Annotated in this window: 22 protein-coding genes and 1 tRNA gene; 13 read left to right on the plus strand and 10 right to left on the minus strand. The window is 64.6% G+C overall.

Going from position 1 to position 20,364, the window contains the following annotated elements; translation table 11 throughout:
* Window positions 1–15 precede the first annotated feature (15 nt).
* Window positions 16–189 carry a hypothetical protein gene (locus GA0061099_RS41310; RefSeq protein ID WP_158644885.1) on the minus strand — a complete coding sequence of 58 codons (174 nt, stop codon included), beginning with the start codon at window positions 187–189 and terminating at the stop codon, window positions 16–18.
* Here GA0061099_RS41310 and GA0061099_RS22960 point away from each other — a divergent pair.
* Entirely contained in the window at window positions 179–505 is a 327-nt protein-coding gene (locus GA0061099_RS22960; RefSeq protein WP_036014049.1) for a hypothetical protein, read from the plus strand. The genes GA0061099_RS41310 and GA0061099_RS22960 overlap by 11 nt on opposite strands.
* A gap of 184 nt (window positions 506–689) precedes the next feature.
* A complete protein-coding gene (locus tag GA0061099_RS22965) occupies window positions 690–1,481 on the plus strand; it encodes a phytanoyl-CoA dioxygenase family protein (protein WP_036026521.1) in 792 nt (263 codons plus the stop codon).
* 90 nt (window positions 1,482–1,571) lie between these two features.
* Here GA0061099_RS22965 and GA0061099_RS22970 read toward each other — a convergent pair whose 3' ends face one another.
* From GA0061099_RS22970 to GA0061099_RS22995, 6 genes are all read right to left on the minus strand, one after another.
* Window positions 1,572–2,213 carry a hypothetical protein gene (locus tag GA0061099_RS22970; RefSeq protein WP_036041747.1) on the minus strand — a complete coding sequence of 214 codons (642 nt, stop codon included), beginning with the start codon at window positions 2,211–2,213 and terminating at the stop codon, window positions 1,572–1,574.
* 101 nt (window positions 2,214–2,314) lie between these two features.
* Window positions 2,315–3,217: a hypothetical protein gene (locus GA0061099_RS22975; RefSeq protein ID WP_057027534.1), complete on the minus strand. Its 903-nt coding sequence runs from the start codon at window positions 3,215–3,217 to the stop codon at window positions 2,315–2,317.
* A 59-nt stretch (window positions 3,218–3,276) separates the two neighbouring features.
* Window positions 3,277–5,142 (minus strand): adenylate/guanylate cyclase domain-containing protein, encoded by a 1,866-nt coding sequence (locus GA0061099_RS22980; protein ID WP_036026518.1) that lies wholly within the window; start codon window positions 5,140–5,142, stop codon window positions 3,277–3,279.
* Window positions 5,143–5,379: 237 nt separating this feature from the next.
* On the minus strand, window positions 5,380–5,736 hold the full coding sequence (queD, locus tag GA0061099_RS22985) for a 6-carboxytetrahydropterin synthase QueD (protein ID WP_036014055.1): 357 nt from the start codon (window positions 5,734–5,736) through the stop codon (window positions 5,380–5,382).
* Between the two features lie 84 nt (window positions 5,737–5,820).
* Window positions 5,821–5,897 (minus strand) — tRNA-Arg (locus GA0061099_RS22990).
* Window positions 5,898–6,193: 296 nt separating this feature from the next.
* Window positions 6,194–7,693 carry a sensor histidine kinase gene (locus tag GA0061099_RS22995; protein WP_036014057.1) on the minus strand — a complete coding sequence of 500 codons (1,500 nt, stop codon included), beginning with the start codon at window positions 7,691–7,693 and terminating at the stop codon, window positions 6,194–6,196.
* A gap of 350 nt (window positions 7,694–8,043) precedes the next feature.
* On the opposite strand from GA0061099_RS22995, the gene rpmH reads away from it, so the two are divergent.
* The 11 genes from rpmH (at window position 8,044) to dapE (ending at window position 17,676) form a co-directional block, all read left to right on the plus strand.
* Window positions 8,044–8,178, plus strand: coding sequence for a 50S ribosomal protein L34 (gene rpmH / locus GA0061099_RS23000; protein WP_008542748.1), 135 nt, complete (start codon window positions 8,044–8,046; stop codon window positions 8,176–8,178).
* A gap of 27 nt (window positions 8,179–8,205) precedes the next feature.
* Window positions 8,206–8,592 carry a ribonuclease P protein component gene (gene rnpA, locus GA0061099_RS23005; protein WP_036026514.1) on the plus strand — a complete coding sequence of 129 codons (387 nt, stop codon included), beginning with the start codon at window positions 8,206–8,208 and terminating at the stop codon, window positions 8,590–8,592.
* Window positions 8,593–8,608: 16 nt separating this feature from the next.
* The gene (gene yidC / locus GA0061099_RS23010; protein WP_036026513.1) at window positions 8,609–10,459 is read left to right on the plus strand and encodes a membrane protein insertase YidC; all 1,851 of its coding nucleotides are present in this window, start codon (window positions 8,609–8,611) and stop codon (window positions 10,457–10,459) included.
* 114 nt (window positions 10,460–10,573) lie between these two features.
* Window positions 10,574–11,227 (plus strand): ribosome biogenesis GTP-binding protein YihA/YsxC, encoded by a 654-nt coding sequence (gene yihA, locus GA0061099_RS23015; RefSeq protein WP_036026511.1) that lies wholly within the window; start codon window positions 10,574–10,576, stop codon window positions 11,225–11,227.
* Entirely contained in the window at window positions 11,227–11,592 is a 366-nt protein-coding gene (locus GA0061099_RS23020; RefSeq protein WP_036026509.1) for a DUF423 domain-containing protein, read from the plus strand. The genes yihA and GA0061099_RS23020 overlap by 1 nt, the downstream gene beginning before the upstream one ends.
* A 165-nt stretch (window positions 11,593–11,757) precedes the next feature.
* On the plus strand, window positions 11,758–12,645 hold the full coding sequence (gene argB / locus GA0061099_RS23025) for an acetylglutamate kinase (RefSeq protein WP_036014067.1): 888 nt from the start codon (window positions 11,758–11,760) through the stop codon (window positions 12,643–12,645).
* A gap of 161 nt (window positions 12,646–12,806) precedes the next feature.
* Window positions 12,807–13,793, plus strand: a complete 987-nt coding sequence (locus tag GA0061099_RS23030; protein WP_036026517.1) for a DUF1036 domain-containing protein — start codon at window positions 12,807–12,809, stop codon at window positions 13,791–13,793.
* 194 nt (window positions 13,794–13,987) lie between these two features.
* Entirely contained in the window at window positions 13,988–14,677 is a 690-nt protein-coding gene (locus GA0061099_RS23035; protein WP_036014081.1) for a pyrimidine 5'-nucleotidase, read from the plus strand.
* A gap of 199 nt (window positions 14,678–14,876) precedes the next feature.
* Window positions 14,877–15,722, plus strand: a complete 846-nt coding sequence (dapD, locus tag GA0061099_RS23040) for a 2,3,4,5-tetrahydropyridine-2,6-dicarboxylate N-succinyltransferase (RefSeq protein ID WP_074448081.1) — start codon at window positions 14,877–14,879, stop codon at window positions 15,720–15,722.
* Between the two features lie 146 nt (window positions 15,723–15,868).
* Window positions 15,869–16,513: a DUF805 domain-containing protein gene (locus GA0061099_RS23045; RefSeq protein WP_036026507.1), complete on the plus strand. Its 645-nt coding sequence runs from the start codon at window positions 15,869–15,871 to the stop codon at window positions 16,511–16,513.
* Complete coding sequence (gene dapE, locus GA0061099_RS23050) at window positions 16,510–17,676, plus strand: succinyl-diaminopimelate desuccinylase (protein ID WP_036026506.1); 1,167 nt, start codon at window positions 16,510–16,512, stop codon at window positions 17,674–17,676. Before GA0061099_RS23045 ends, dapE begins: the two co-directional genes overlap by 4 nt.
* A 173-nt stretch (window positions 17,677–17,849) precedes the next feature.
* On the opposite strand, the gene truA is transcribed toward dapE, so the two are convergent.
* From truA to def, 3 genes are all read right to left on the minus strand, one after another.
* On the minus strand, window positions 17,850–18,587 hold the full coding sequence (gene truA, locus GA0061099_RS23055) for a tRNA pseudouridine(38-40) synthase TruA (RefSeq protein WP_036014097.1): 738 nt from the start codon (window positions 18,585–18,587) through the stop codon (window positions 17,850–17,852).
* 137 nt (window positions 18,588–18,724) lie between these two features.
* Complete coding sequence (gene fmt / locus GA0061099_RS23060) at window positions 18,725–19,648, minus strand: methionyl-tRNA formyltransferase (protein ID WP_036026504.1); 924 nt, start codon at window positions 19,646–19,648, stop codon at window positions 18,725–18,727.
* Window positions 19,649–19,784: 136 nt separating this feature from the next.
* The gene (gene def / locus GA0061099_RS23065; RefSeq protein ID WP_036026503.1) at window positions 19,785–20,312 is read right to left on the minus strand and encodes a peptide deformylase; all 528 of its coding nucleotides are present in this window, start codon (window positions 20,310–20,312) and stop codon (window positions 19,785–19,787) included.
* Between the last annotated feature and the right edge of the window lie 52 nt (window positions 20,313–20,364).

The following is a 20,364-nucleotide window of genomic DNA, read 5'->3' on the forward strand; positions in this document are numbered from 1 at the left end:
CATCATTGTTTCAGATCAATGATGTGGAAATGCTGCCGCGGCGCCGGTCAAGATCCGGCCGATGATTCGCCAGTGCCGACCAAGCGCCAGGTTCCAGCCGCGGCTGCCGGCGGCCGTGACATGGCGACGCTGGAACGAGATGCGCCGCACGGCGTTCGGCAGCGAGGAGAATCCTGCCATGCCGACCAAGCCGACCATCGCCCGCGTCTGGCGCGGCCGTACCCGCCGCGACCTCGCCGACGCCTACCAGGCCTATCTGCAAGCCGAGGGCATCCCGCCGCTGCGAAAGACCGCGCTCGGTGTGCAGCAATTGCGGGAGGACCGCGACGAGGAGACGTGGTTCACCACCATTTCCTATTGGGCGGACATCGCAGCCATGACGGCTTTCACCAAGGGCGAGCCGACCAAGGTCCATCATCTCGCGCGCGACGCGGAGTTCCTGATCGAGCTGCCGGAGCGTATCGAGATCCACCGCATCCTGATCGACGAGCAGGGCCTGCGGTGAAGGCCTCGCCCATCCGCTTGTCCGTGTCTTGATTCCGCGCTCCGCCGCGCTATACGTTCCCGCCATGATGTTCATCTCCACATTCTTCCCGCTGATCTGAACGGCCGAACGTCGTTCCGGCGCTCCTGCGCCACTCAGATCAAACGGCTACGCGCGCTGCGGTAGCCGAACGGAGAGATGTGCAATGCCCAAGACCGAACAGGTTGGCCTGACGCCCCGTCAGGTCCAGACCTTCATCGACGACGGTTTCGTCAAACTCGAGAATGCCTTCAGCACCGACCTTGCCAAGCAATGCAGGGACGAGCTGTGGGCGGATATCGGCCTGTCGCCGGACGAGCCCGAACATTGGACCCAGCCCGTTGTCCGGGTCGGCGCCAAAGCGACGCCCCGCTTCATTGAAGCCGCGAACACGCCGCGTCTGCACAAGGCCTATGATCAGCTCGCCGGCGAAGGACGCTGGCTTGCGCCCAGGGGTCTCGGAACCTTTCCGATCCGCTTCCCGTCATCGCAATCGCCAGGCGACGATGGCTGGCATGTGGACATGAGCTTTGGCACAGCCCATGCCGACTTCATGGAATGGCGTGCCAATGTGAAGAGCAGCGGCCGTGCGCTGCTGATGCTCTTCCTGTTCTCAGACGTCGGAAACGATGATGCGCCCACGCGAATCCGGAAAGGCTCGCATGCGGCCATCGCGCGGGAGCTACTGCCCCATGGCGAGGCGGGCGCAACGCTCCGGCAACTTGCTGCCGGCGACTGGGCGTCGACAAGGGATCGCGAGGTTGAACTTGCGACCGGCAAGCCAGGCACCGTCTATCTGTGCCACCCGTTCCTGGTTCATGCCGCGCAACCCCACCGCGGGAAAGAGCCGCGCTTCATGGCACAGCCTCCGCTGCTGCCGAAGCGCGAATTCGATCCGGCGCTGCCACCTTCGCCGATTCAGATCGCGATCCGGCGGGCTTGCGGGCTGACGGTGTAGGCGGATGGCATCCGGGGCCGCTGGGCGGTCCCGGATGTTGCTGTCGCCTTGTGTCGTTTGCGAAACCGCATCACGCCGGCAGCGGCACGCTCAAAGGCACGGATTTTTCACCGGTGGTCGCTTGACGGACAAGAGCGTGTTCAAAGTTGAAACTCGCAAGTCGTGCGAAGCGGACCGCAATGCAATGCTCATGGGACGAATAGGGTTGGCTTCGCACAGCTTGCGGCGATCGTCGTCGGATTGCCCGCGCACCACGTCCCCGACGTGCTGCTTACGTTGCCGAATGGCATCCTGAAGCTCCGATTTGGTCACGGGAACGATGCTGTTCTCAACGATGAACTCGTTCATGCGAGCTATCGCATCGTCCAGATCGGCTTCAAAGGCTTGATCTTCGCTCGGCTGGCAAACTTCGGTGTAGGCTCGAACCCCGACATAAATCTCCCAACTGCATTGCACGGCTCCGCGTCCGCTATTGTCGAACCCGGTACTCATGATCCGGTCGCCATCGCGCTCCAAAAAGAAGGACACCCCCGAGGAGAGATCTATACGTCGCGTCGCCTTGCCCTTGTCATTGACGCCATCAACCACCTTTGCGTCGGACCGCTTCGTCAAGGCATCCCACAACGGAGACCACTGTGCCTCCTGGGCATCGGCGGTGAGGGCTGATAGCAGCAGCGCGGCAGCGACACAGATCAAGTCACTGGCTGCGGACCATGTGCGACGCTTAGACATCAAGGGCTTTCCAGCAGACCGTGCGGTGTGGGACGATAGCTGCGCCCGCGGCAAACGCAATCCAGAATTGCGCGACGCAAGTGTGACTCCGACCACCGTCGTCACAGTTTCCCATACACCCGCGCGGCAACCGCCTTCAGGCGCTCGACCGAGCCGGACTGCGGATGCGGCTTGACCGGGGCGAACAGGATCGAAGCCTGGCGGCCGTTCTTCCAGACATGGATGTGGACGGCGTTGCCGTTGCCCTTGGTGCAGGAATGCTCGCCGAAGGCTTCGCGGCCGAGCTCGGGGATCGCCACGTGCGTGCATGGCCCTGCACGCTTCATCATGCCGATGGCGGTATCGCGCGAGGTCGTGATCACCGCGACGGTCATGGTGTTGGCCTCACGATCGAACATCATGCAGCTGCCTGCCCCGGTCCGCTGCACCGTCAGCGTGCCGTTGTCGAGAAAGCCGTCGGCATCGGCGGCCGTGAGCCACTCGCAATTGCCGAACCGCTCGCTGCTCCTGCTCACATTGCCGACGGCAACGCGCGCGGCCTCAGTGATCGGCGCGAGCAGCGCATCATCGGCACGCCGGCCGATCGGATAGACGCTGATCTGCAGGATGTAATCGCCGGACAGGGCGACGACCGAGGCCTCCTGGCGTTCCGCGCCCGCCGCGCTCGTTCCACCCTGGCCCTCGTCGCCGATTCCGGACACTGCGCTCAGCGGCATGCGTTCGCCAAGCGTCTTGACGAAGGTCGCGTACAATTCCCTGGCGCGGTCCTTGTCGGGATTGCGGAACACGGAGAGCATCATCGTGTCGCCGCGCCCGGCCTGGTAGATGCAGCCGCGGCCGTCCTGGTTCGAAATCAGCGACCATTTCAGCGCCGGCATCGCCCGGGCGAGCTCCTGGGCGCTGATGAACGGGCAGGTTTCGGCCGCGCGCGCGGGAAGCACCGGGGCGGCTGCGATGGCAAGGAATAAAACGAAGCGGGAGAATAGATGATCGATCGTGCGCATCGGACGAACTTACTATCGAAACGGTGCGCCCGACGAGATGAAACTGAACAAAAATCCTATTACGCAGCCCCCGGTGCCTTCGCCACCGTCAGGTCCTTCAGGAACTGCTCCATGAGCGGCTTGTTGCCAAACCGGCGATAAGAGCGCTCTGCCTCCAACGAAAATGTCGGTTGGGCCCCTACCAAGCTTGCCATCGTCAGCTGCGCCGCTTCTATATCACCGCGCCGCCCTTGCAGCGCAGCCTGGATGAGCAGGCAGTTGGCATCGCGCGGCGCCCTTACAAGGCATTCGGAGATCACGGTAGCCGACTCATCGCGACGATCAGCGGCGTAAAGAGCCTGGCCATGCACATAGGCGTAATATTCCGGTGCCATGGGATGAAGGCGACGTGCCCGTTCGGCATTGGCAACGGCGTCCGCGTAGTCCCCGAAACGGACTTGTGCTTTTGCCAATGCCATCATGCTATCCGGGTCATTGGGATTCAGTTCGACGGCGCGCTTGGCGGCCTGCAAGCCGCCCGCATAATCGCCCTGCACCGCCAGCCCGAAGCTGATCACCTGATAGCCGAGCGAGAGATTGGGATCGAGGCGCACAGCCTGGCGCGCTTCGCTAAGACCTAGTTCCAGCTCATGCGCTGTCGCCCGACCACTCGACCTCTTGGCCACATCCGCGATGTAAGTGAGGGCCAAGCCCGCACGGGCGACGGCATAGGCCGGGTCCATTTCCAGCGCGCGCTGATATAGGCCGCGTGCCTCCATAAGTGCTTCCGCATCCTGGACGCCATGCCGGTATCGATGACGGGCCCGCAGGAGAAGATCGTAAGCCTGAAGGTTGTCGGTCGGACGTTGCGCGGCAGCGATGGCTTCACTTCGGCCGATATACGGCGCGAGCTGGGCGACGATTTCCGTGGTCAGCTCGCTTTGTACGGTGAAGACGTCGGCAACCTGCCTGTCGAAGCTGCGCGACCAAAGGTGCGCGCCCGATTTCACGTCGATCAGCTGCGCCGAGACGCGAAGCCGGTCCCCCTCGCGGCGCGCGCTGCCTTCCACCACGTAGGAAACGCCCAGCTTTGCCCCGAGCTTGCGCATATCGCTTTCCTGCCCGCGCACGGCATAGGTGGAGTCGCGCGCGATGATCTGAAGCTCGGAATTCCTTGCGAGCGCCGTGGTCACATCCTCGGTCAGCCCGTCTGCAAAGTACGACTGGTCCCCGCCCATGGTCGCAAAGGGCATGACCGCAACTGACGGGCGCGGGTCGGCGCGGGTCTGGTCGAAAGATAGCGCGGCCGGGAGCCGGCTGACCATCGCCGCCAGGGAAAGCGGTTGGATTTGGGTGCCGATGAGGACAAGGGCTACGGCGGCGACGCCATACGACCAGCGCGCAGCGGTACCGCGTAGAACGCGCGGGACTTTTCGCCAGCGAGACCACGAGGATTGCGCGCGTCGGACCCGGTAGACGTTAAGACGGTCGGGAATGTTTTTGGCGCGCCTGCGGCCCACACGCGCGAACACATCGCCGCGATTGCGGTCTGCGGCCATGACGACAGCGCCGCTAACAAAGATGCTGCCGGGATCGGCCATCGTCTCAAGCCGTGTGGCGACATTAACGCCGTCGCCGTACATGTCGCCCTTGTCCTCGATGACATCACCGAGGTTGATGCCTATGCGCAGCTCAAACGGGGCGTTGTCGAACCCTTGCTGGATGGCAGAGCCCGCATCAACGGCTTCGTTGACGCTGGGAAACATCGCCAGAAACCCGTCCCCGGTCTTCTTGAAGATGCGTCCACCATGCTGCGCGACTGTGGGCTCGATCAGATTGTCGAAGACCGTGCGCAGCTCTTTATAGGTGGAGGCCTCGTTTTCGGCCATCATCAGGCTGTAGCTGACGATGTCGGCGGCCATGATCGCGGCGAGCTTGCGTTCCATCAACAGTTTCCCTGTACAGGGGCCAGGCACAACTGGCATTGCGGACATTCTACGCCAGCTTGAAATTAAACCTTCCAACCCGCATGCGGTTATCAACACAGCTCATATATTCGTGAGTAATGAGACCCGTCCGGCGGCGCGCAAGCAGCACCACTCCGCTCGTACGGCTGATCCTGAGTTTCCCTGCGGGTTCCCATATGGCGACGGTGAGGCCGGCGCTGGGTCAGCGGGCCGTCGTCACCGCCCCTGATATTCGGCCCAGCAATCCGTCGTTTCATAAACGCGGACCGCCCACAGCTGCGGCAGGCTGGGCTTCAAGCGGTCCCAGATCCAGACCGCGATATTCTCGGCGGTCGGGTTCGCGAGGCCGTCGACCTCGTTCAGGCACTGGTGGTCCAGCGCCGCCATGATGCCGGCGAAGCTTTTCTCGATATCGAAGAAATCAGCGACGAAGCCGGTGTGCGGGTCGACCGGCCCATCCAGCTGGACCTCGACCCGATAGGAATGACCATGCAGCCGGCTGCACCTGTGAGTCTCGGGCACGTTTGGCAGCCGATGCGCCGCCTCAAACTTGAACGCCTGCGATATCCTCATCCAGCTCCCCACACGGCATGGCCATCCGGTCTCGGGCCGGTCTGGCGACCAGATGCTGTCCTGTCCTGACCTTTCGGCAAAGAATGGCGCGCCCGGAACGATTCGAACGTCCGACCCTCAGATTCGTAGTCTGATGCTCTATCCAGCTGAGCTACGGGCGCGTGTTTCGCAAACAGCGCGGGCAGGGCCCGCAAGCAGCCCCCGGCGGAGCCGGAGGGGGTGCGAAAGAGCGCTCTGACTAACCGCTCTTGTCCCGATTGGCAAGGTCCGGCTCGCCGGTATTTTGGGGCATTTCCGCACTTCTCTTCGTCATTCCGGGGCGCGACGAAGTCGCGAGCCCGGAATCCATAACCACCAGCCGGGGTTATGGATTCCGGGCCCGACCCTTCGGGTCGTCCCGGAATGACGGAAGGAATGGCGATGGCCCAGCTCGTTTCAGTCGGCCGCTGGCCTAGCCTTAAGCCCTCTGGCGCTCGTTGCGGATGGAGAGCAGTTCCACGGGACGGTCGGGGATGACGATGCGGAACGTGGCGCCGATGGTGCCCTCGACCAGGTGGATCTCGCCGCCATGGGCGCGGACCAGCTCGGCGGCGATGGCGAGGCCAAGGCCGCTGCCGCCGGGGCGGCCCGAGGTCTGGAAGGCCTCGAACAGGCGCTCCCGGGTCTTCGGGGGAACGCCGGGGCCGGTGTCGGAGACCTCGAGAATGGCGACGGCGCCTTCGCGCTTTCCGGTGATCCGGATCTGCTGCACGCGCCCCTCACCCGCCGCATGGCTTTCGAGCGCCTGGGCGGCGTTGCGGACGAGGTTGAGCAAGACGCGGAACAGCTGGTCGGGGTCGGCGTCGACCGCGAGCCCGCGCTCGATCGCGGCGACCCAGGCGATCGAGGCGTCGTTGGCGAGACCTGCGGTCTCCCGCACCTCCATCACAACAGGCTCGATCAGGATCATGCGGCGGTCGGGCGCGGCCTCCTGGGCGCGGCCGTAGGACAATGTCGACTGGCAGAAGGCGATGGCGCGCTCGAGCGAGCGCACGAGCTTGGGCGCAAAGCGCTGCACGCGCGGATCCGGCACGCTGGCGAGCTGATCCGACAGCAGCTGGGCCGAGGCGAGCAGATTGCGCAGATCGTGGTTGATCTTGGAGACCGCGAGGCCGAGGGCAGCGAGCCGGCTCTTCTGATTCAGCATCGACATCAGGTCGCGCTGCATGTCGGACAATTCGCGCTCGGCGACCCCGATCTCGTCGCTGCGCTGGCTCGGCACGATGATGCCGGCCGAGCTCTCGGGATTCTCGTGGAAGCCGACCAGGCTCGCGGTCAGCCGCCGCATCGGGCGCACGAAGAGATAATGAAGCGCGAGATAGACGAGGCCCGCGGTCAGCACCGCGATGATCAACGCGACCACGACGAGGTTGCGGGAGAAGCGGTACATCTGCTTCCGCAGCGGCAGCTCGTCGGTGACGATCTCGATGAACTGGGCATTGCCGACCCCGGGGCCGACGATGCGGATGGCCTGGTTGCCGGTCTCCAGCATCATCCGGAACGAGCCGGTGATGGCCTCCCAGGCCGTCATGTCGCGCAGGTCGATGTCGTGCTCGATGGCGGCCGGAATGTTGTCGCTGGCGAGCAGCCGGCGCTGCTGGCCCATCTTGATGGCAACAGCACGGGCGTTGATGCTCTTCAGGATCTGCCGCGACAGCGAATCGGGGACCATGCCGAGCGGCGCCGCATCCAGCACCAGCGCCGCGGTGTTGGCCGCCGCGACGCGATCATTCAGCCGGTTGACCCAGAAATTCGCGATGGCTGGCACGTAGAGCAGCACCGCGGCGATCATCACCAAGGGAATGGTGAGCAGCAGCAGCTTGCCGGACAACCCGAGCCCGCGCGAGCCGCGGGGCCGCGTCGCCGGCTGGTCTGGCTGATCCAGATCCTGGATCGGCTGGCGATCTGTGGCTGGCACGAAACTCGCCCCTGTTGGCCTTGGCTGATGGAGGATGCGACCCGACCGATGTCCGGTCAAATTACGGATCGCTAATCTGCCGAGGTGTGATGTAAGCGCTGATAGCGCGAGTCGCCACCTCAAGGGTTAAAAACGCCGCGCAAACAGCGATATTCACCACAATCGCGCGCTTGTGCGGCGTTGACGAAGACAAGGCGCTCCCTTATAAGCCGCGCGAATTGTCCGCGATGATCCGGTGCGACACCGGGAGCGGCTCTCTTGGGGCCGAAAAAGGGCCCGTTTTGGGCCGCATCTTCCGGACTTTACCATCAATTCTACAGGCAAATTGCCCGGTCAGCGGAGAAAAACCCGTGAAGCGGACTTATCAACCCAGCAAACTGGTGCGCAAGCGCCGTCACGGCTTCCGCGCCCGTCTCGCCACTGCCGGCGGCCGCAAGGTTCTCGCCGCCCGCCGCGCCCGCGGCCGCAAGCGTCTGAGCGCCTGAGCCGGACCCCCTTTTTGGGATTTCATCATGGATCGGCTGAGGCAGCGGGCGGATTTCCTCGCCGTTGCCAATGGCGCGCGGGTGAATAGTCCCGCGTTCGTCCTGCAAAGCCGCCGCCGCGATGATTCCGGCCCTGTCAGGATCGGCTTCACCGTCACCAAGAAGAACGGCAACGCCCCCGAGCGCAATCGCATCCGGCGCCGGTTGCGCGAACTGGTGAAGCGGCTCGATCCGACATCGATGCAGCCCCACCATGATTATGTCCTGGTCGGACGAAAGGACGCGCTCTCGCGCGACTTCGCCACCATGCTCGACGATCTGCGCATAGCGTTCACGAAGCCCGCGGGGCATACGGCCAAAGCGCGCGGCCACAGGCCGGGTCACGCCGCAGCGACCAGCCGCAAACCGGAATGATGACGAGACAATCGAGATGACCGACAATCGCAATACTATCCTCGCCGTCATTCTGTCCGGCCTGGTGCTGATCGCCTGGCAGTACTTCTACAATGTGCCGCAGATGGAGAAGCAGCGCGCGCAGCAGCAGGCGCAGTCCGAGCTCCAGAAGGGCAGCACGCCGCAGCCGGGCGTGTCCCCGACGCCGGGCAGCGCGCCGCAGCCCGGCGCGGCCCAGCCGTCGACGCCGGCCGCGAGCCCGCCCCAAGCGGTCGTTTCGCGCGAGACTGCCATTGCAGCGAGCCCGCGCGTCAAGATCGAGACGCCGCGGATCGCCGGCAGCATCTCGCTGAAGGGCGGCCGCATCGACGACATCGCGCTGGTGCAATATCGCGAGACGGTCGATCCGAAATCGCCGCCGATCGTCCTCTATTCGCCGTCGGGCACGGCGGAGCCCTATTACGCCGAGTTCGGCTGGGTTGCAGCGACGGGCGTGACGGCAAAGATGCCGGATGCCCAGACCGTCTGGCAGCAGGAGGGCAGCGGCAGCCTGACGCCGTCGACGCCCGTGGTGCTGAAATGGGACAATGGCGACGGCCTGACTTTCCGCCGCACCATCGCCGTCGACGACCATTATCTCTTCACCATCAAGGACGAGGTGAGCAATGTCGGCAACGCGCCCGTCACGCTCTATCCGTTCGCGCTGATCTCGCGCCACGGCGCGCCGCATGTCTCCGGCTACTATATCCTGCATGAGGGCCTGATCGGCTATCTCGGCGAACACAGGCTGCAGGAATATGCCTACAGCAAGATCGACGAAGCCAAGCAGGTGAACTTCAAGGCCACCAATGGCTGGCTCGGCATCACCGACAAATACTGGGCCTCCGCGCTGCTGCCGGATACCAACGCCCAGCTCCAGGCACGTTTCTCGTCGAACCCGGTCGGCAAGGTCCATACCTACCAGACCGACTATCTGCTCGACCCCGTCACCGTCGCGATCGGCGGCACCGCGACGGCCAACGCGCGGCTGTTCGCAGGTGCCAAGGAAGCCGGCGTGGTCGGCATCAACTTCCCGCTCGCGGGCCTCGGCGGCTACAACAAGGCGCTCGGCCTCAATCAGTTCGACCTGCTGATCGACTGGGGCTGGTTCTATTTCCTCACCAAGCCGATGTTCCTCGGCCTCGACTTCTTCTTCCGCTTCTTCGGCAATTTCGGCGTCTCGATCCTGCTCGTCACGGTGATCGTGAAGCTGTTGTTCTTCCCGCTGGCGAACAAGTCCTACGCCTCGATGGCGAAGATGAAGTCGATCCAGCCGCAGCTGCTGGCACTGAAGGAGCGCTATCCCGACGACAAGGTGAAGCAGCAGCAGGAGATGATGGAGATCTACCGCAAGGAGAAGATCAATCCGGTCGCCGGCTGTCTGCCCGTGCTGATCCAGATTCCGGTGTTCTTCGCGCTCTACAAGGTGCTGTTCGTCACCATCGAGATGCGGCACGCGCCGTTCTTCGGCTGGATCAAGGACCTCTCCGCGCCGGACCCGACCAACCTCTTCAACCTGTTCGGGCTGCTCCCGTTCGATCCGACCACGATTCCGGTGTTCGGCTATTACCTCGCGCTCGGCATCTGGCCGATCATCATGGGCATCACGATGTGGATCCAGATGAAGCTGAATCCGACGCCGCCGGATCCGACCCAGCAGATCATCTTCAACTGGATGCCGCTGATCTTCACCTTCATGCTGGCGGGATTCCCGGCGGGCCTCGTGATCTACTGGGCCTGGAACAACCTGCTCTCGGTGGTCCAGCAGGGCTACATCATGCGCCGCAACGGCGTGAAGGTGGAATTACTCGACAATCTCAAGGCAACGTTCGCGAGGAAGGCGACGTAAGCGTCGTCATTGCGAGGAGCCCTTGCGACGAAGCAATCCAGAGTCCCTCGGCGGATACATTTCTGGATTGCTTCGCTTCGCTCGCAATGACGCAAGGAAACAGCGAGGCTTCGCATGACCGACGACAAAGATGCGAAGCTGATCGAGGCCGGGCGAAAACTGTTCGCTCGTGACTGGCAGTTCATCTGGGCCTCGCCTTCGATCGAAACGCTGCCGCCGATGGCGGGGCTGGAGATCGCCTTTGCCGGGCGCTCCAATGTCGGCAAGTCGAGCCTGATCAACGCGCTCACGGGCCGCAACGCGCTGGCGCGCACCTCGCATACGCCGGGCCGCACCCAGGAGCTGATCTTCTTCGAGGTCCCCGGCAAGAACGACCTGCGCCTCGTCGACATGCCCGGCTACGGCTATGCCAAGGCGCCGAAGAGCCAGGTCGCGTCCTGGACCGAGCTGATCCACAAATTCCTGCTGGGACGCGCCAGTCTCGCGCGCGTCTACGTGCTGATCGATGCGCGGCACGGGATCAAGGATGTCGATCTCGAGGTGCTGAAGACGCTCGACCGCTCCGCCGTCAGCTACCAGATCGTGCTGACCAAGGCCGACCAGGTGAAAGTCGCCGAGCTGCAAGCACGCATCGCCGAGACCGAGGCCGTGCTCGCCAAGCATCCGGCCGCGTTCCCGACCGTGCTCGCGACCTCGTCGCGCAGCGCGACCGGCATGGCCGAGCTTCGCGCCGCGATGGCGAAGCTCCTGGAAGAGCGGGCCTCGTGATGGCAGCGCACCGCCTGCTGATCGGGCTTGCCGGCTTGATGGGCGCCGCCGGCGTCGCGCTGGCCGCCGCGTCCGCCCATGGTGCCGACGCGAGCCGTCTTGCCTCCGCCAGCGCCATGCTGCTGTTTCATGTAAGTGCCATACTTGCGACCATCGCCTTGCTCACGCGCGGCCTTCTGCACGGCGGAATTGGAATCGTGGCGACGTTCGGCTTCGCGATCGGTGCCGCGCTGTTCGCAGGCGACCTCACCTTGCGGCAGTATGCCGGGCACGCGCTGTTTCCGATGGCGGCGCCGACGGGCGGAATGGTGATGATTGCGAGCTGGCTGGCGGTAAGCGTGGCGGCGGTGGCGGCGAAGCGCTGAATCCGTAGCCCGGATGGAGCGAAGCGCAATCCGGGGCCGGTGTCTGCGGCGACGAATCCCGGATTACGCTGCGCTCCATCCGGGCTACATAGCTGCCACACCTTTGCGCTGTCCCCGCCAATCGGATAGAACGCGCACCATTCGACCCGCCAGCGAGACCGCGACATGACCGACATCTCTCCGCTCGACCAGGCCCGCATCCTGTCCGAAGCGCTGCCGCACATGCAGCAATATGACGAGGAAACCATCGTCATCAAATATGGCGGCCATGCCATGGGCGACGAGGAGACCGCGAAGAACTTTGCCCGCGACATCGTGCTCTTGGAGCAGACCGCGATCAATCCGGTGGTGGTGCATGGCGGCGGGCCGCAGATCGCGACCATGCTCAAGCGTCTTGGGATCGTCTCGGAATTCGCCGCGGGCCTGCGCATCACCGATGCCGCGACCATCGAGATCGTCGAGATGGTGCTCGCCGGCTCCGTCAACAAGCAGATCGTCGGCTACATCAACGAGGCCGGCGGCAAGGCGGTGGGCCTGTCCGGCAAGGACGGCAACATGGTGAAGGCGACCAAGACGACGCGCACCATCGTCGATCCCGACTCGAACATCGAGAAGGCGATCGATCTCGGCTTCGTCGGCGACCCCGAGAAGGTCGACCTCACTTTGCTCAACCAGCTGATCGGCTACGAGCTGATCCCGGTGCTGGCGCCGCTCGCAACCTCGAAAGAGGGCCAGACGCTGAACATCAACGCCGACACCTTTGCAGGGGCCGTCGCCGGCGCGCTGAAAGCCAAGCGCCTGCTGCTGCTCACCGACGTGCCCGGCGTGCTCGACAAGTCGAAGAAGCTGATCCCGCAATTGTCGGTGAAGGACGCGCGAAAACTGATCGCCGACGGCACCATCTCCGGCGGCATGATCCCGAAGGTCGAGACCTGCATCTACGCGCTGGAGCAGGGCGTCGAGGGCGTCGTCATCATCGACGGCAAGATGCAGCACGCGGTGCTGCTCGAGCTCTTCACCAACCAGGGCACGGGCACGCTGATCCACAAGTGATGCGGGAACGCGAGCAGCGGAAGAAGGTCGTCATGCCCGGGCTTGTCCCGGGCATCCACGACCTTTCTTCTCGCGGCAAAGACGTGGATGGCCGGGTCAAGCCCGGCCATGACGATTTGAGAGAGCGTCATCCACGCCGCTCCCCCCTCACCCGCTTCCTGATGACGCTGCCTGCCGCAACTGTCTCCTTCTTCTTCTCCTCGGCGCCGGCGATCGCCGACCTCAAGATCTGCAACCGCATGTCCTATGTGGTCGAGGCCGCGATCGGCATCGACGACAAGGCGGCCACCGCGACGCGCGGCTGGTTCAGGATCGATCCCGCCGCCTGCCGCGTGGTGGTGCAGGGCACGCTGACCGCCGACCGCATCCTGCTCAACGCGCGCGCGCTCGGCGTCTACGGCGCGTCCCCGATCCCGCAAAGCGGCAACGACATGCTGTGCGTCGCGCAGGACAATTTCGTCATCGCGGCGGCGCGGCAGTGCCGCAGCGGCCAGACGCAGGTTCCCTTCACGCAGGTGACGCCGACGCAAAGCCCGGACGGCAACCTCGTCGCTTATCTCGCTGAGGATTCCGAATATGACGACGAGCAGGCGCGCCTCGCCGGCATCCAGCGGCTCCTGGTGATCGCAGGCTACGACGCCGCGCCGATCGATGGCGTCGACGGGCCAAAGACGCAGAGCGCGCTGGCCGCATTCCTGAAGAGCCGGGGCTTGTCGTCCGACATCGTGGGCTCGCAGAACTTCTTCAAGACCATGGTCGATGCCGTGCAGACGCCGTCCGCGACCGGCCTCACCTGGTGCAACGACACGCCGCACAAGGTGATGGCGGCGATCGCGACCGACGACGGCAAGGCCGTGACCAGCCGCGGCTGGTATCGCATCGATCCCAAGACCTGCCTGCACCCCGATGTATCAGGCCAGCCGAAGCAGATCTTCAGCTTCGCGGAAGCGGTCGACGCCGACAACCGAATCGTCAAGCTGAAGGACAAGCCGCTGAATTGGGGCGGCGACAGGCAGCTCTGCACACGCGAGACCAAGTTCGAGACCAGCGAGCAGACCGATTGCGGCGCGCGCGGCTTTGCGCCAACGGGCTTCGGCGCGGTAGACATGTCGAGCGGCGGCAAGACGCTGCGCTTTGCCGTGCCGTGAGATTGGCGCAATGATCAGCACGCAAGCATCCACAAGCTCCGCCGTCGTCCCCGCGAAGGCGGGGACCCATAACCCCAAGGAGTGGTTGCGGAGGGAAGCTGGTCACCCCGAGTCTTCGCAAAACTCCTCCCTGGGGTTATGGGTCCCGGGCTCGCGCTTCGCGCGCCCCGGGACGACAAGTTGAGAATGCCGATATGACCTTCCCCCGCAGCTTCAACCATGTCGACACCTGGGTGTTCGACCTCGACAACACGCTCTATCCGCATCACGTCAATCTGTGGCAGCAGGTCGATGCGCGGATCGGGGAGTTCGTCTGCAACTGGCTGAATGTCGGCCCGGAGGAAGCGCGGGCGATCCAGAAAGACTATTATCGCCGCTTCGGCACCACGATGCGCGGCATGATGACCCTGCACGGCGTTTCCGCCGACGACTACCTCGCCTATGTCCACAAGATCGACCACTCTCCGCTGGAGCCGAATCCGGCGCTTGGCGCGGCCATCGCAAAGCTGCCGGGCCGCAAGCTGATCCTCACCAACGGCTCGGTCGACCATGTCGATGCCGTGCTGGCGCGGCTCGGCTTCGCCGACCATTTCGACGGCGTGTTCGACATCATCGCCGCCGAGTTCGAACCGAAGCCGGCGGAGCAGACCTACCGCAAGTTCCTCGGCCAGCATGCGGTCGATCCGACCCGCGCCGCCATGTTCGAGGACCTCGCCCGCAACCTCACCGTCCCCTACCGGCTCGGCATGACCACCGTGCTGGTGGTGCCCGACGGCACCAAGGAGGTGGTGCGCGAGGACTGGGAGCTGGAAGGCCGCGACGCCGCCCATGTCGACCACGTCACGGATGATCTGGCGGGGTTTTTGGCAAAGTTGTCGGGGTGATTTCGTAGCCTGGATGGAGCGTAGCGTAATCCGGGGCTGGCGTAGCTGCGGAGAGACTGTCCCGGATTGCGCTTCGCTCCATCCGGGCTACGGGTCTTCCCGGGTGGTGATCCAGAACGCAGCCTTGACTCCGCTCCGCCAAATCCCGAAAAAGCGCTCCAATTCTCGCGAAACCACGCGCTTCCCAGAGGAAATCACGATGTCCCTTGCAGCCCTCGAATCCACCATCAACAGCGCCTTCGAGGCGCGTGAAGGCATCTCGACCACGACCAAGGGCGAGGTGCGCGAGGCCGTCGACCAGTCGCTGGAGATCCTTGACAAGGGCGAGGCGCGCGTTGCCGAGCGCGGCAGCGACGGCAAGTGGAAGGTCAATCAATGGCTGAAGAAGGCCGTGCTGCTGTCGTTCCGCCTCAACGACATGGACGTCATTGGCGGCGGCCCCGGCAAGGCAAGCTGGTGGGACAAGGTGCCCTCGAAGTTCGAAGGCTGGGGCCCGAACCGCTTCCGCGATGCCGGTTTTCGCGCGGTGCCCGGCGCGATCGTCCGCCGCTCGGCCTTCATCGCCAAGAACGTCGTCTTGATGCCGTCCTTCGTCAATCTCGGCGCCTATGTCGATGAGAGCACGATGGTCGACACCTGGGCCACCGTCGGCTCCTGCGCGCAGATCGGCAAGCGCGTGCACATCTCGGGCGGCGCCGGCATCGGCGGCGTGCTCGAGCCGCTGCAGGCCGAGCCGGTCATCATCGAGGACGATTGCTTCATCGGCGCGCGCTCGGAAGTCGCCGAAGGCGTGATCGTGCGCAAGGGCGCGGTGCTGGCGATGGGCGTGTTCCTGGGAGCCTCGACCAAGATCGTCGACCGCGAGACCGGCGAGGTCTTCATGGGCGAAGTGCCCGAATATTCCGTCGTGGTGCCCGGCGCGCTGCCCGGCAAGCCGATGAAGAACGGCCAGATCGGCCCGAGCACCGCTTGCGCCGTGATCGTCAAGCGCGTCGACGAGCGCACGCGGTCGAAGACCAGCATCAACGAGCTGCTACGGGATTGATGCAAGGCGAGTAGCGAATGGCCAGTGGCGAATAGGGCGCCAATCCTACTTGCCATTCACCATTCACCATTCGCTGCTAGGATCGAACCCACCCTCCCTCCATCGCGACCAATTTCCGGGCGGCCATTCCGCCCGGAGCCACTCGCATGGACTGGATCTGGTACCTATTCCGCTTCGACGGCCGCATCAATCGCGCCCTGCTGTGGCAGGCGCTGCTGATCGTTGCGCTGCTGGCAGGCTTGCTGGAGGTGATCGGTCAGATCATTCATCTGCCCAATGCCGACGGATCGTTGCAGCTCTCGCTCAAGCTCGATTTCGGCCTTGGCGATCTGTTCAAGCTGGCCGATCCCCGGGAACACCCTTCACTCGCGTCTACCGACCGCGCGCCCCTGATCCTGAGGGCATTCGGCATGTCGCTGTTCCTGTGGGTCTATCTGGCAACGGCGATCAAGCGGCTGCACGACCGTGACAGGAGCGGCTGGTGGCTCGTTCCGTTTTTCCTCGTGCCCGGCCTGTTCAACCAGTTCTCGGACCTGCTCCCCGACACCAGCGTGATGCTTCTTTTCAACCTCGCCGCTTCGATGCTGTGGCTGTGGGGTCTCGTCGAGATGCTCTGCGTGCCCGGCACTGTCGGCGATAACCGGTTCGGGCCTGATCCGCTGGCCGGGATCGCGTATGAGTCCACGCCCGCCTCGCCGCCTGCGAAGAGCTGGGACCAGGGCCGCGAGATCGAAATTGTTCCGCCCAGCGCTAGCCCACCCGGCGGCATGCATGTTAAGCGGGGCGCATGACCGATGCCCTCTCGATCGCCCGCGACCTGATCCGTTGCCCTTCAGTCACTCCGGCCGATGCCGGCGCGCTCGGGGTGCTCGAAAAAATCCTGGGCGCTGCCGGCTTCGCCTGTGACCGCGTGACCTTCAGCGAGGAAGGCACCGCCGACGTCGACAATCTCTACGCTCGGATCGGCACCGACGGTCCGCACATCACCTTCGCAGGCCACACCGATGTGGTGCCGCCCGGCGACGAGAGCGCCTGGAGCGTCGGCGCGTTCTCCGGAGAGGTGAAGGACGGCGTGCTGCATGGCCGCGGCGCGGTCGACATGAAAGGCGGCATCGCCTGCTCGGTCGCCGCGGTGCTGGAGCATCTCGCCGCCAACGGCGGCAAGCCGCGCGAGGACGGTGCGGGCTCGATCTCGTTCCTGATCACCGGCGACGAGGAAGACGTCTCGATCAACGGCACCATCAAGCTGCTGAAATGGGTCGCCGAGCGCGGCGAGAAATTCGACCATTGCGTGCTCGGCGAGCCCTCCAACGTCGAGGCGCTCGGCGACACCATCAAGATCGGCCGGCGCGGCTCGCAATCCGGCACGCTCGTCGTCGACGGCGTGCAGGGCCACGTCGCCTATCCGCACCGCGCCTCCAATCCGGTGCCTGATATCTCGCGGCTGATCGTCGCGATCTCCGACGAGCCGCTCGACCATGGCAGCGCGCAATTCCAGGCGTCCAATCTCGAATTCGTCTCGGTCGACGTCGGCAACAAGGCCTTCAACGTCATCCCCGGCGAGGCCCGCGCAAGATTCAACATCCGCTACAACGACAACCACACCCAGGCGAGCTTGCGTGAATTGGTGGAGACGCGTCTCGCCAAAGCCTGCGGCAACCGCATCAAGGCCCGCATCGTGTGGGAGCCCTCCAACTCGAACGTGTTCGTGACCAAGCCGGGTCCGTTCACCGATCTCGCGGTCTCCGCGATCGAGGAGGTGACGGGACGCAAGCCCGAGCTGTCGACGTCAGGCGGCACGTCGGATGCGCGGTTTATTTCAAGCTATTGCCCCGTGATCGAGTTCGGCCTGGTCGGGCAGACCATGCACCAGATCGACGAGCGCGTGCCGGTGGCGGATCTGGAGAGGCTGACGAAAGTGTATCGCGGGATTTTGGCGCGGTATTTTGCTTGAGGCAGTGTTGCCTCCATAAACACGACCGTCATCGCCCGGCTTGACCGGGCGATCCAGTATTCCAGAGACGGCAGTGATTGAGCCGAGAGGCCGCGGCGTACTGGACGCCCCGGTCAAGCCGGGGCATGACACCGAGGTTTGGCGAGAGCGTGCCCGCTCTCTGCGCCGCTCGCCTAATAATCCACCTTCATCAAATACAGCCCCTCAGGCGGGGCGACGATGCCGCAGGCGGTGCGGTTGCGGGCTTTGAGTGCGGCGGAGAGATCGTCGGCGGTCCAGCGGCCCTCGCCGACCCAGACCAGGGATCCCACCATCGAGCGCACCTGGCTGTGCAGGAACGAGCGCGCCGAGGTGATGACGTTGATCTCGCGGCCATCGCGGATCACGTCCAGCTGGTCGAGTGTCTTCTCCGGCGATTTGGCCTGGCACTCGGTGTCGCGAAAGGTGGTGAAATCGTGCTTGCCGAGCAGGCGCTGCGCCGCCGCGTGCATTGCGTCGGCATCGAGCTTGCGCGGCACGCGCCAGGCGTGGCCGACATCGAGCGCGAGATTGGCGCGAGTGTTGACGATGCGATAGCGGTAGTGGCGCTTGACCGCCGAGAAGCGCGCCTCGAAATCGTCGGGCACGATCTCGGCCTCGAGCACCGCGATCGGATGCGGGCGCAGATGCGCGTTGAGCCCGTCGCGAAAACGGCCCGGCGGAAACTGCTTGTCGACGTCGACATGCGCGACCTGGCCGCGCGCATGCACGCCGGCATCGGTGCGGCCGGCACCGTGCACGCGCAGATCCGCCCCGGTCATCGCCTTCACGGCCGCCTCGAGCGCGCCCTGCACCGACGGCAGCGTGTCCTGCACCTGCCAGCCGAAGAACGGCGCGCCGTCATATTCGATGGTGAGCTTGTAGCGGGGCATCGTGTCCAGTTTCGTCGTCATTGCCCGCCTTGTGCGCTGTTGCGCACTGGGGCGGGCAACCAGTACTCCGCAGCTTATCCGATTGACCGAGAAGCCTCGGCGTACTGGATACCCCGCCTTCGCGGGGTATGACAGTGTCAGGTGAATTTGGATCCCGCCTTTAACGGCACGCCGCGCAGGAAGTCCGCGGCCTGCATGCGGGCCTTGCCCTCGCGCTGCAGCTCGATGATGCGGATGGCACCGTCGCCGCAGGCGACGGTAAGCTGATCGTCGAGCATTTCGCCAGGCGCGCCGGAGCCTTTCGCCAATTCGCAGCGCAGGATTTTGACGCGGGCATCGTCAAGCTCGCTCCAGGCGCCGGGGAACGGCGAGAGGCCATGGACGTGGCGCAGCACTGCGCGCGCCGGCTTTGTCCAGTCGATCCGCGCCTCCGCCTTCTCGATCTTGGCGGCGTAGGTGACGCCGTCCGCGCTCTGCGCCTTGAGCTGGAGCCCGCCGCGTTCGAGCGCGGCCATCGCGCGCACCATCAGGTCGGCCCCCAACCGGGACAGGCGATCGTGCAGGTCGAGCGCGGTCATGCCGTCGGTGATCGCGATGCGCTCGGCCATGGCGACGTCGCCGGTATCGAGGCCGACATCCATCTTCATCACCATCACGCCGCTCTCGGCGTCACCTGCCATGATGGCGCGGTTGATCGGCGCAGCGCCGCGCCAGCGCGGCAACAGCGAGGCATGCAGATTGTAGCAGCCGAGTTTTGGCGCATCGAGGATCGCCTGCGGCAGGATCATGCCGTAGGCGACGACAACGGCCGCGTCGACATCGAACGCGCGGAACTCCGCCAGCGCCTGCTCGGACTTCAGCGTCTTCGGCGTCAGCACGGGAATGCCGAGCTTTCGCGCGGCCTCCTCGACCGGCGTCGGCTGCAATTGCAGGCCGCGCCGGCCGCCCGGCTTGGGCGCGCGGGTGTAGACCGCCGCGATCTCGTGCCCATGCGCGACCAGCTCGAGCAGCGTCGGCACGGAGAAATCGGGCGTGCCCATGAAGATGAGGCGAAGGGGCATTTGACGAGACAATCCTTGAAACGAGCAAGGTACTCGTCATGGCCGGGCTTGTCCCGGCCATCCACGTTCGTCCTGCTCGCGGCGGCAAAGAACGTGGATGCCCGGGACAAGCCCGGGCATGACGGCGGAGGAATTATCACTCCGCCGCGCGCTTGGCGGCTTTCTCGAACTTCTTCATGACGCGGTCGCGCTTGAGCTTGGACAGATAGTCGACGAACAGCACGCCGTTGAGATGGTCGATCTCGTGCTGGATGCAGGTGGCGTAGAGGCCTTCGGCATCCTCCTCGTGCACCTTGCCGTCGAGATCGGTGAAGCGCACGCGCACCTTCGCGGGACGCTCGACCTCCTCGTAATATTCCGGGATCGACAGGCAGCCTTCCTCGTAGACCGACAGTTCCTCGGACGAGGCGATGATTTCAGGATTGATGAAGACGCGCGGCACGTGCTTGGTCTCGCCGCTCTCGTCACGCTTGGCGAGATCCATGGTGATGAGACGCAAGGGTTGCGCGACCTGGATCGCCGCCAGCCCGATGCCGGGCGCGTCGTACATGGTCTCGAACATGTCGTCGGCAAGCTTGCGGATCTCCGCCGTGACCTTCTCGATCGGCTTGGAGACCAGGCGCAGCTGCTTGTCGGGCAGGATGATGATTTCTCTGAGGGCCATGGCCGCGATTTAAGCCGCGCGCCGGATGCGGTCAATGCGGCCCGGAACCCGT

It is taken from the genome of Bradyrhizobium yuanmingense (assembly GCF_900094575.1).
GTDB classification, from domain to species: domain Bacteria; phylum Pseudomonadota; class Alphaproteobacteria; order Rhizobiales; family Xanthobacteraceae; genus Bradyrhizobium; species Bradyrhizobium yuanmingense.

Bases quoted from the DNA above. Each gene is read 5' to 3' on its own strand.
- GA0061099_RS22960 (WP_036014049.1), top strand. From the start codon at position 179: ATGCCGACCAAGCCGACCATCGCCCGCGTCTGGCGCGGCCGTACCCGC.
- GA0061099_RS22965 (WP_036026521.1), top strand. From the start codon at position 690: ATGCCCAAGACCGAACAGGTTGGCCTGACGCCCCGTCAGGTCCAGACC.
- GA0061099_RS22970 (WP_036041747.1), bottom strand. From the start codon at position 2,213: ATGTCTAAGCGTCGCACATGGTCCGCAGCCAGTGACTTGATCTGTGTC.
- GA0061099_RS22975 (WP_057027534.1), bottom strand. From the start codon at position 3,217: ATGCGCACGATCGATCATCTATTCTCCCGCTTCGTTTTATTCCTTGCC.
- GA0061099_RS22980 (WP_036026518.1), bottom strand. From the start codon at position 5,142: ATGGAACGCAAGCTCGCCGCGATCATGGCCGCCGACATCGTCAGCTAC.
- queD (WP_036014055.1), bottom strand. From the start codon at position 5,736: ATGAGGATATCGCAGGCGTTCAAGTTTGAGGCGGCGCATCGGCTGCCA.
- rnpA (WP_036026514.1), top strand. From the start codon at position 8,206: ATGGATCGGCTGAGGCAGCGGGCGGATTTCCTCGCCGTTGCCAATGGC.
- yidC (WP_036026513.1), top strand. From the start codon at position 8,609: ATGACCGACAATCGCAATACTATCCTCGCCGTCATTCTGTCCGGCCTG.
- yihA (WP_036026511.1), top strand. From the start codon at position 10,574: ATGACCGACGACAAAGATGCGAAGCTGATCGAGGCCGGGCGAAAACTG.
- GA0061099_RS23020 (WP_036026509.1), top strand. From the start codon at position 11,227: ATGGCAGCGCACCGCCTGCTGATCGGGCTTGCCGGCTTGATGGGCGCC.
- argB (WP_036014067.1), top strand. From the start codon at position 11,758: ATGACCGACATCTCTCCGCTCGACCAGGCCCGCATCCTGTCCGAAGCG.
- GA0061099_RS23030 (WP_036026517.1), top strand. From the start codon at position 12,807: ATGACGCTGCCTGCCGCAACTGTCTCCTTCTTCTTCTCCTCGGCGCCG.
- GA0061099_RS23035 (WP_036014081.1), top strand. From the start codon at position 13,988: ATGACCTTCCCCCGCAGCTTCAACCATGTCGACACCTGGGTGTTCGAC.
- dapD (WP_074448081.1), top strand. From the start codon at position 14,877: ATGTCCCTTGCAGCCCTCGAATCCACCATCAACAGCGCCTTCGAGGCG.
- GA0061099_RS23045 (WP_036026507.1), top strand. From the start codon at position 15,869: ATGGACTGGATCTGGTACCTATTCCGCTTCGACGGCCGCATCAATCGC.
- dapE (WP_036026506.1), top strand. From the start codon at position 16,510: ATGACCGATGCCCTCTCGATCGCCCGCGACCTGATCCGTTGCCCTTCA.
- truA (WP_036014097.1), bottom strand. From the start codon at position 18,587: ATGCCCCGCTACAAGCTCACCATCGAATATGACGGCGCGCCGTTCTTC.
- fmt (WP_036026504.1), bottom strand. From the start codon at position 19,648: ATGCCCCTTCGCCTCATCTTCATGGGCACGCCCGATTTCTCCGTGCCG.
- def (WP_036026503.1), bottom strand. From the start codon at position 20,312: ATGGCCCTCAGAGAAATCATCATCCTGCCCGACAAGCAGCTGCGCCTG.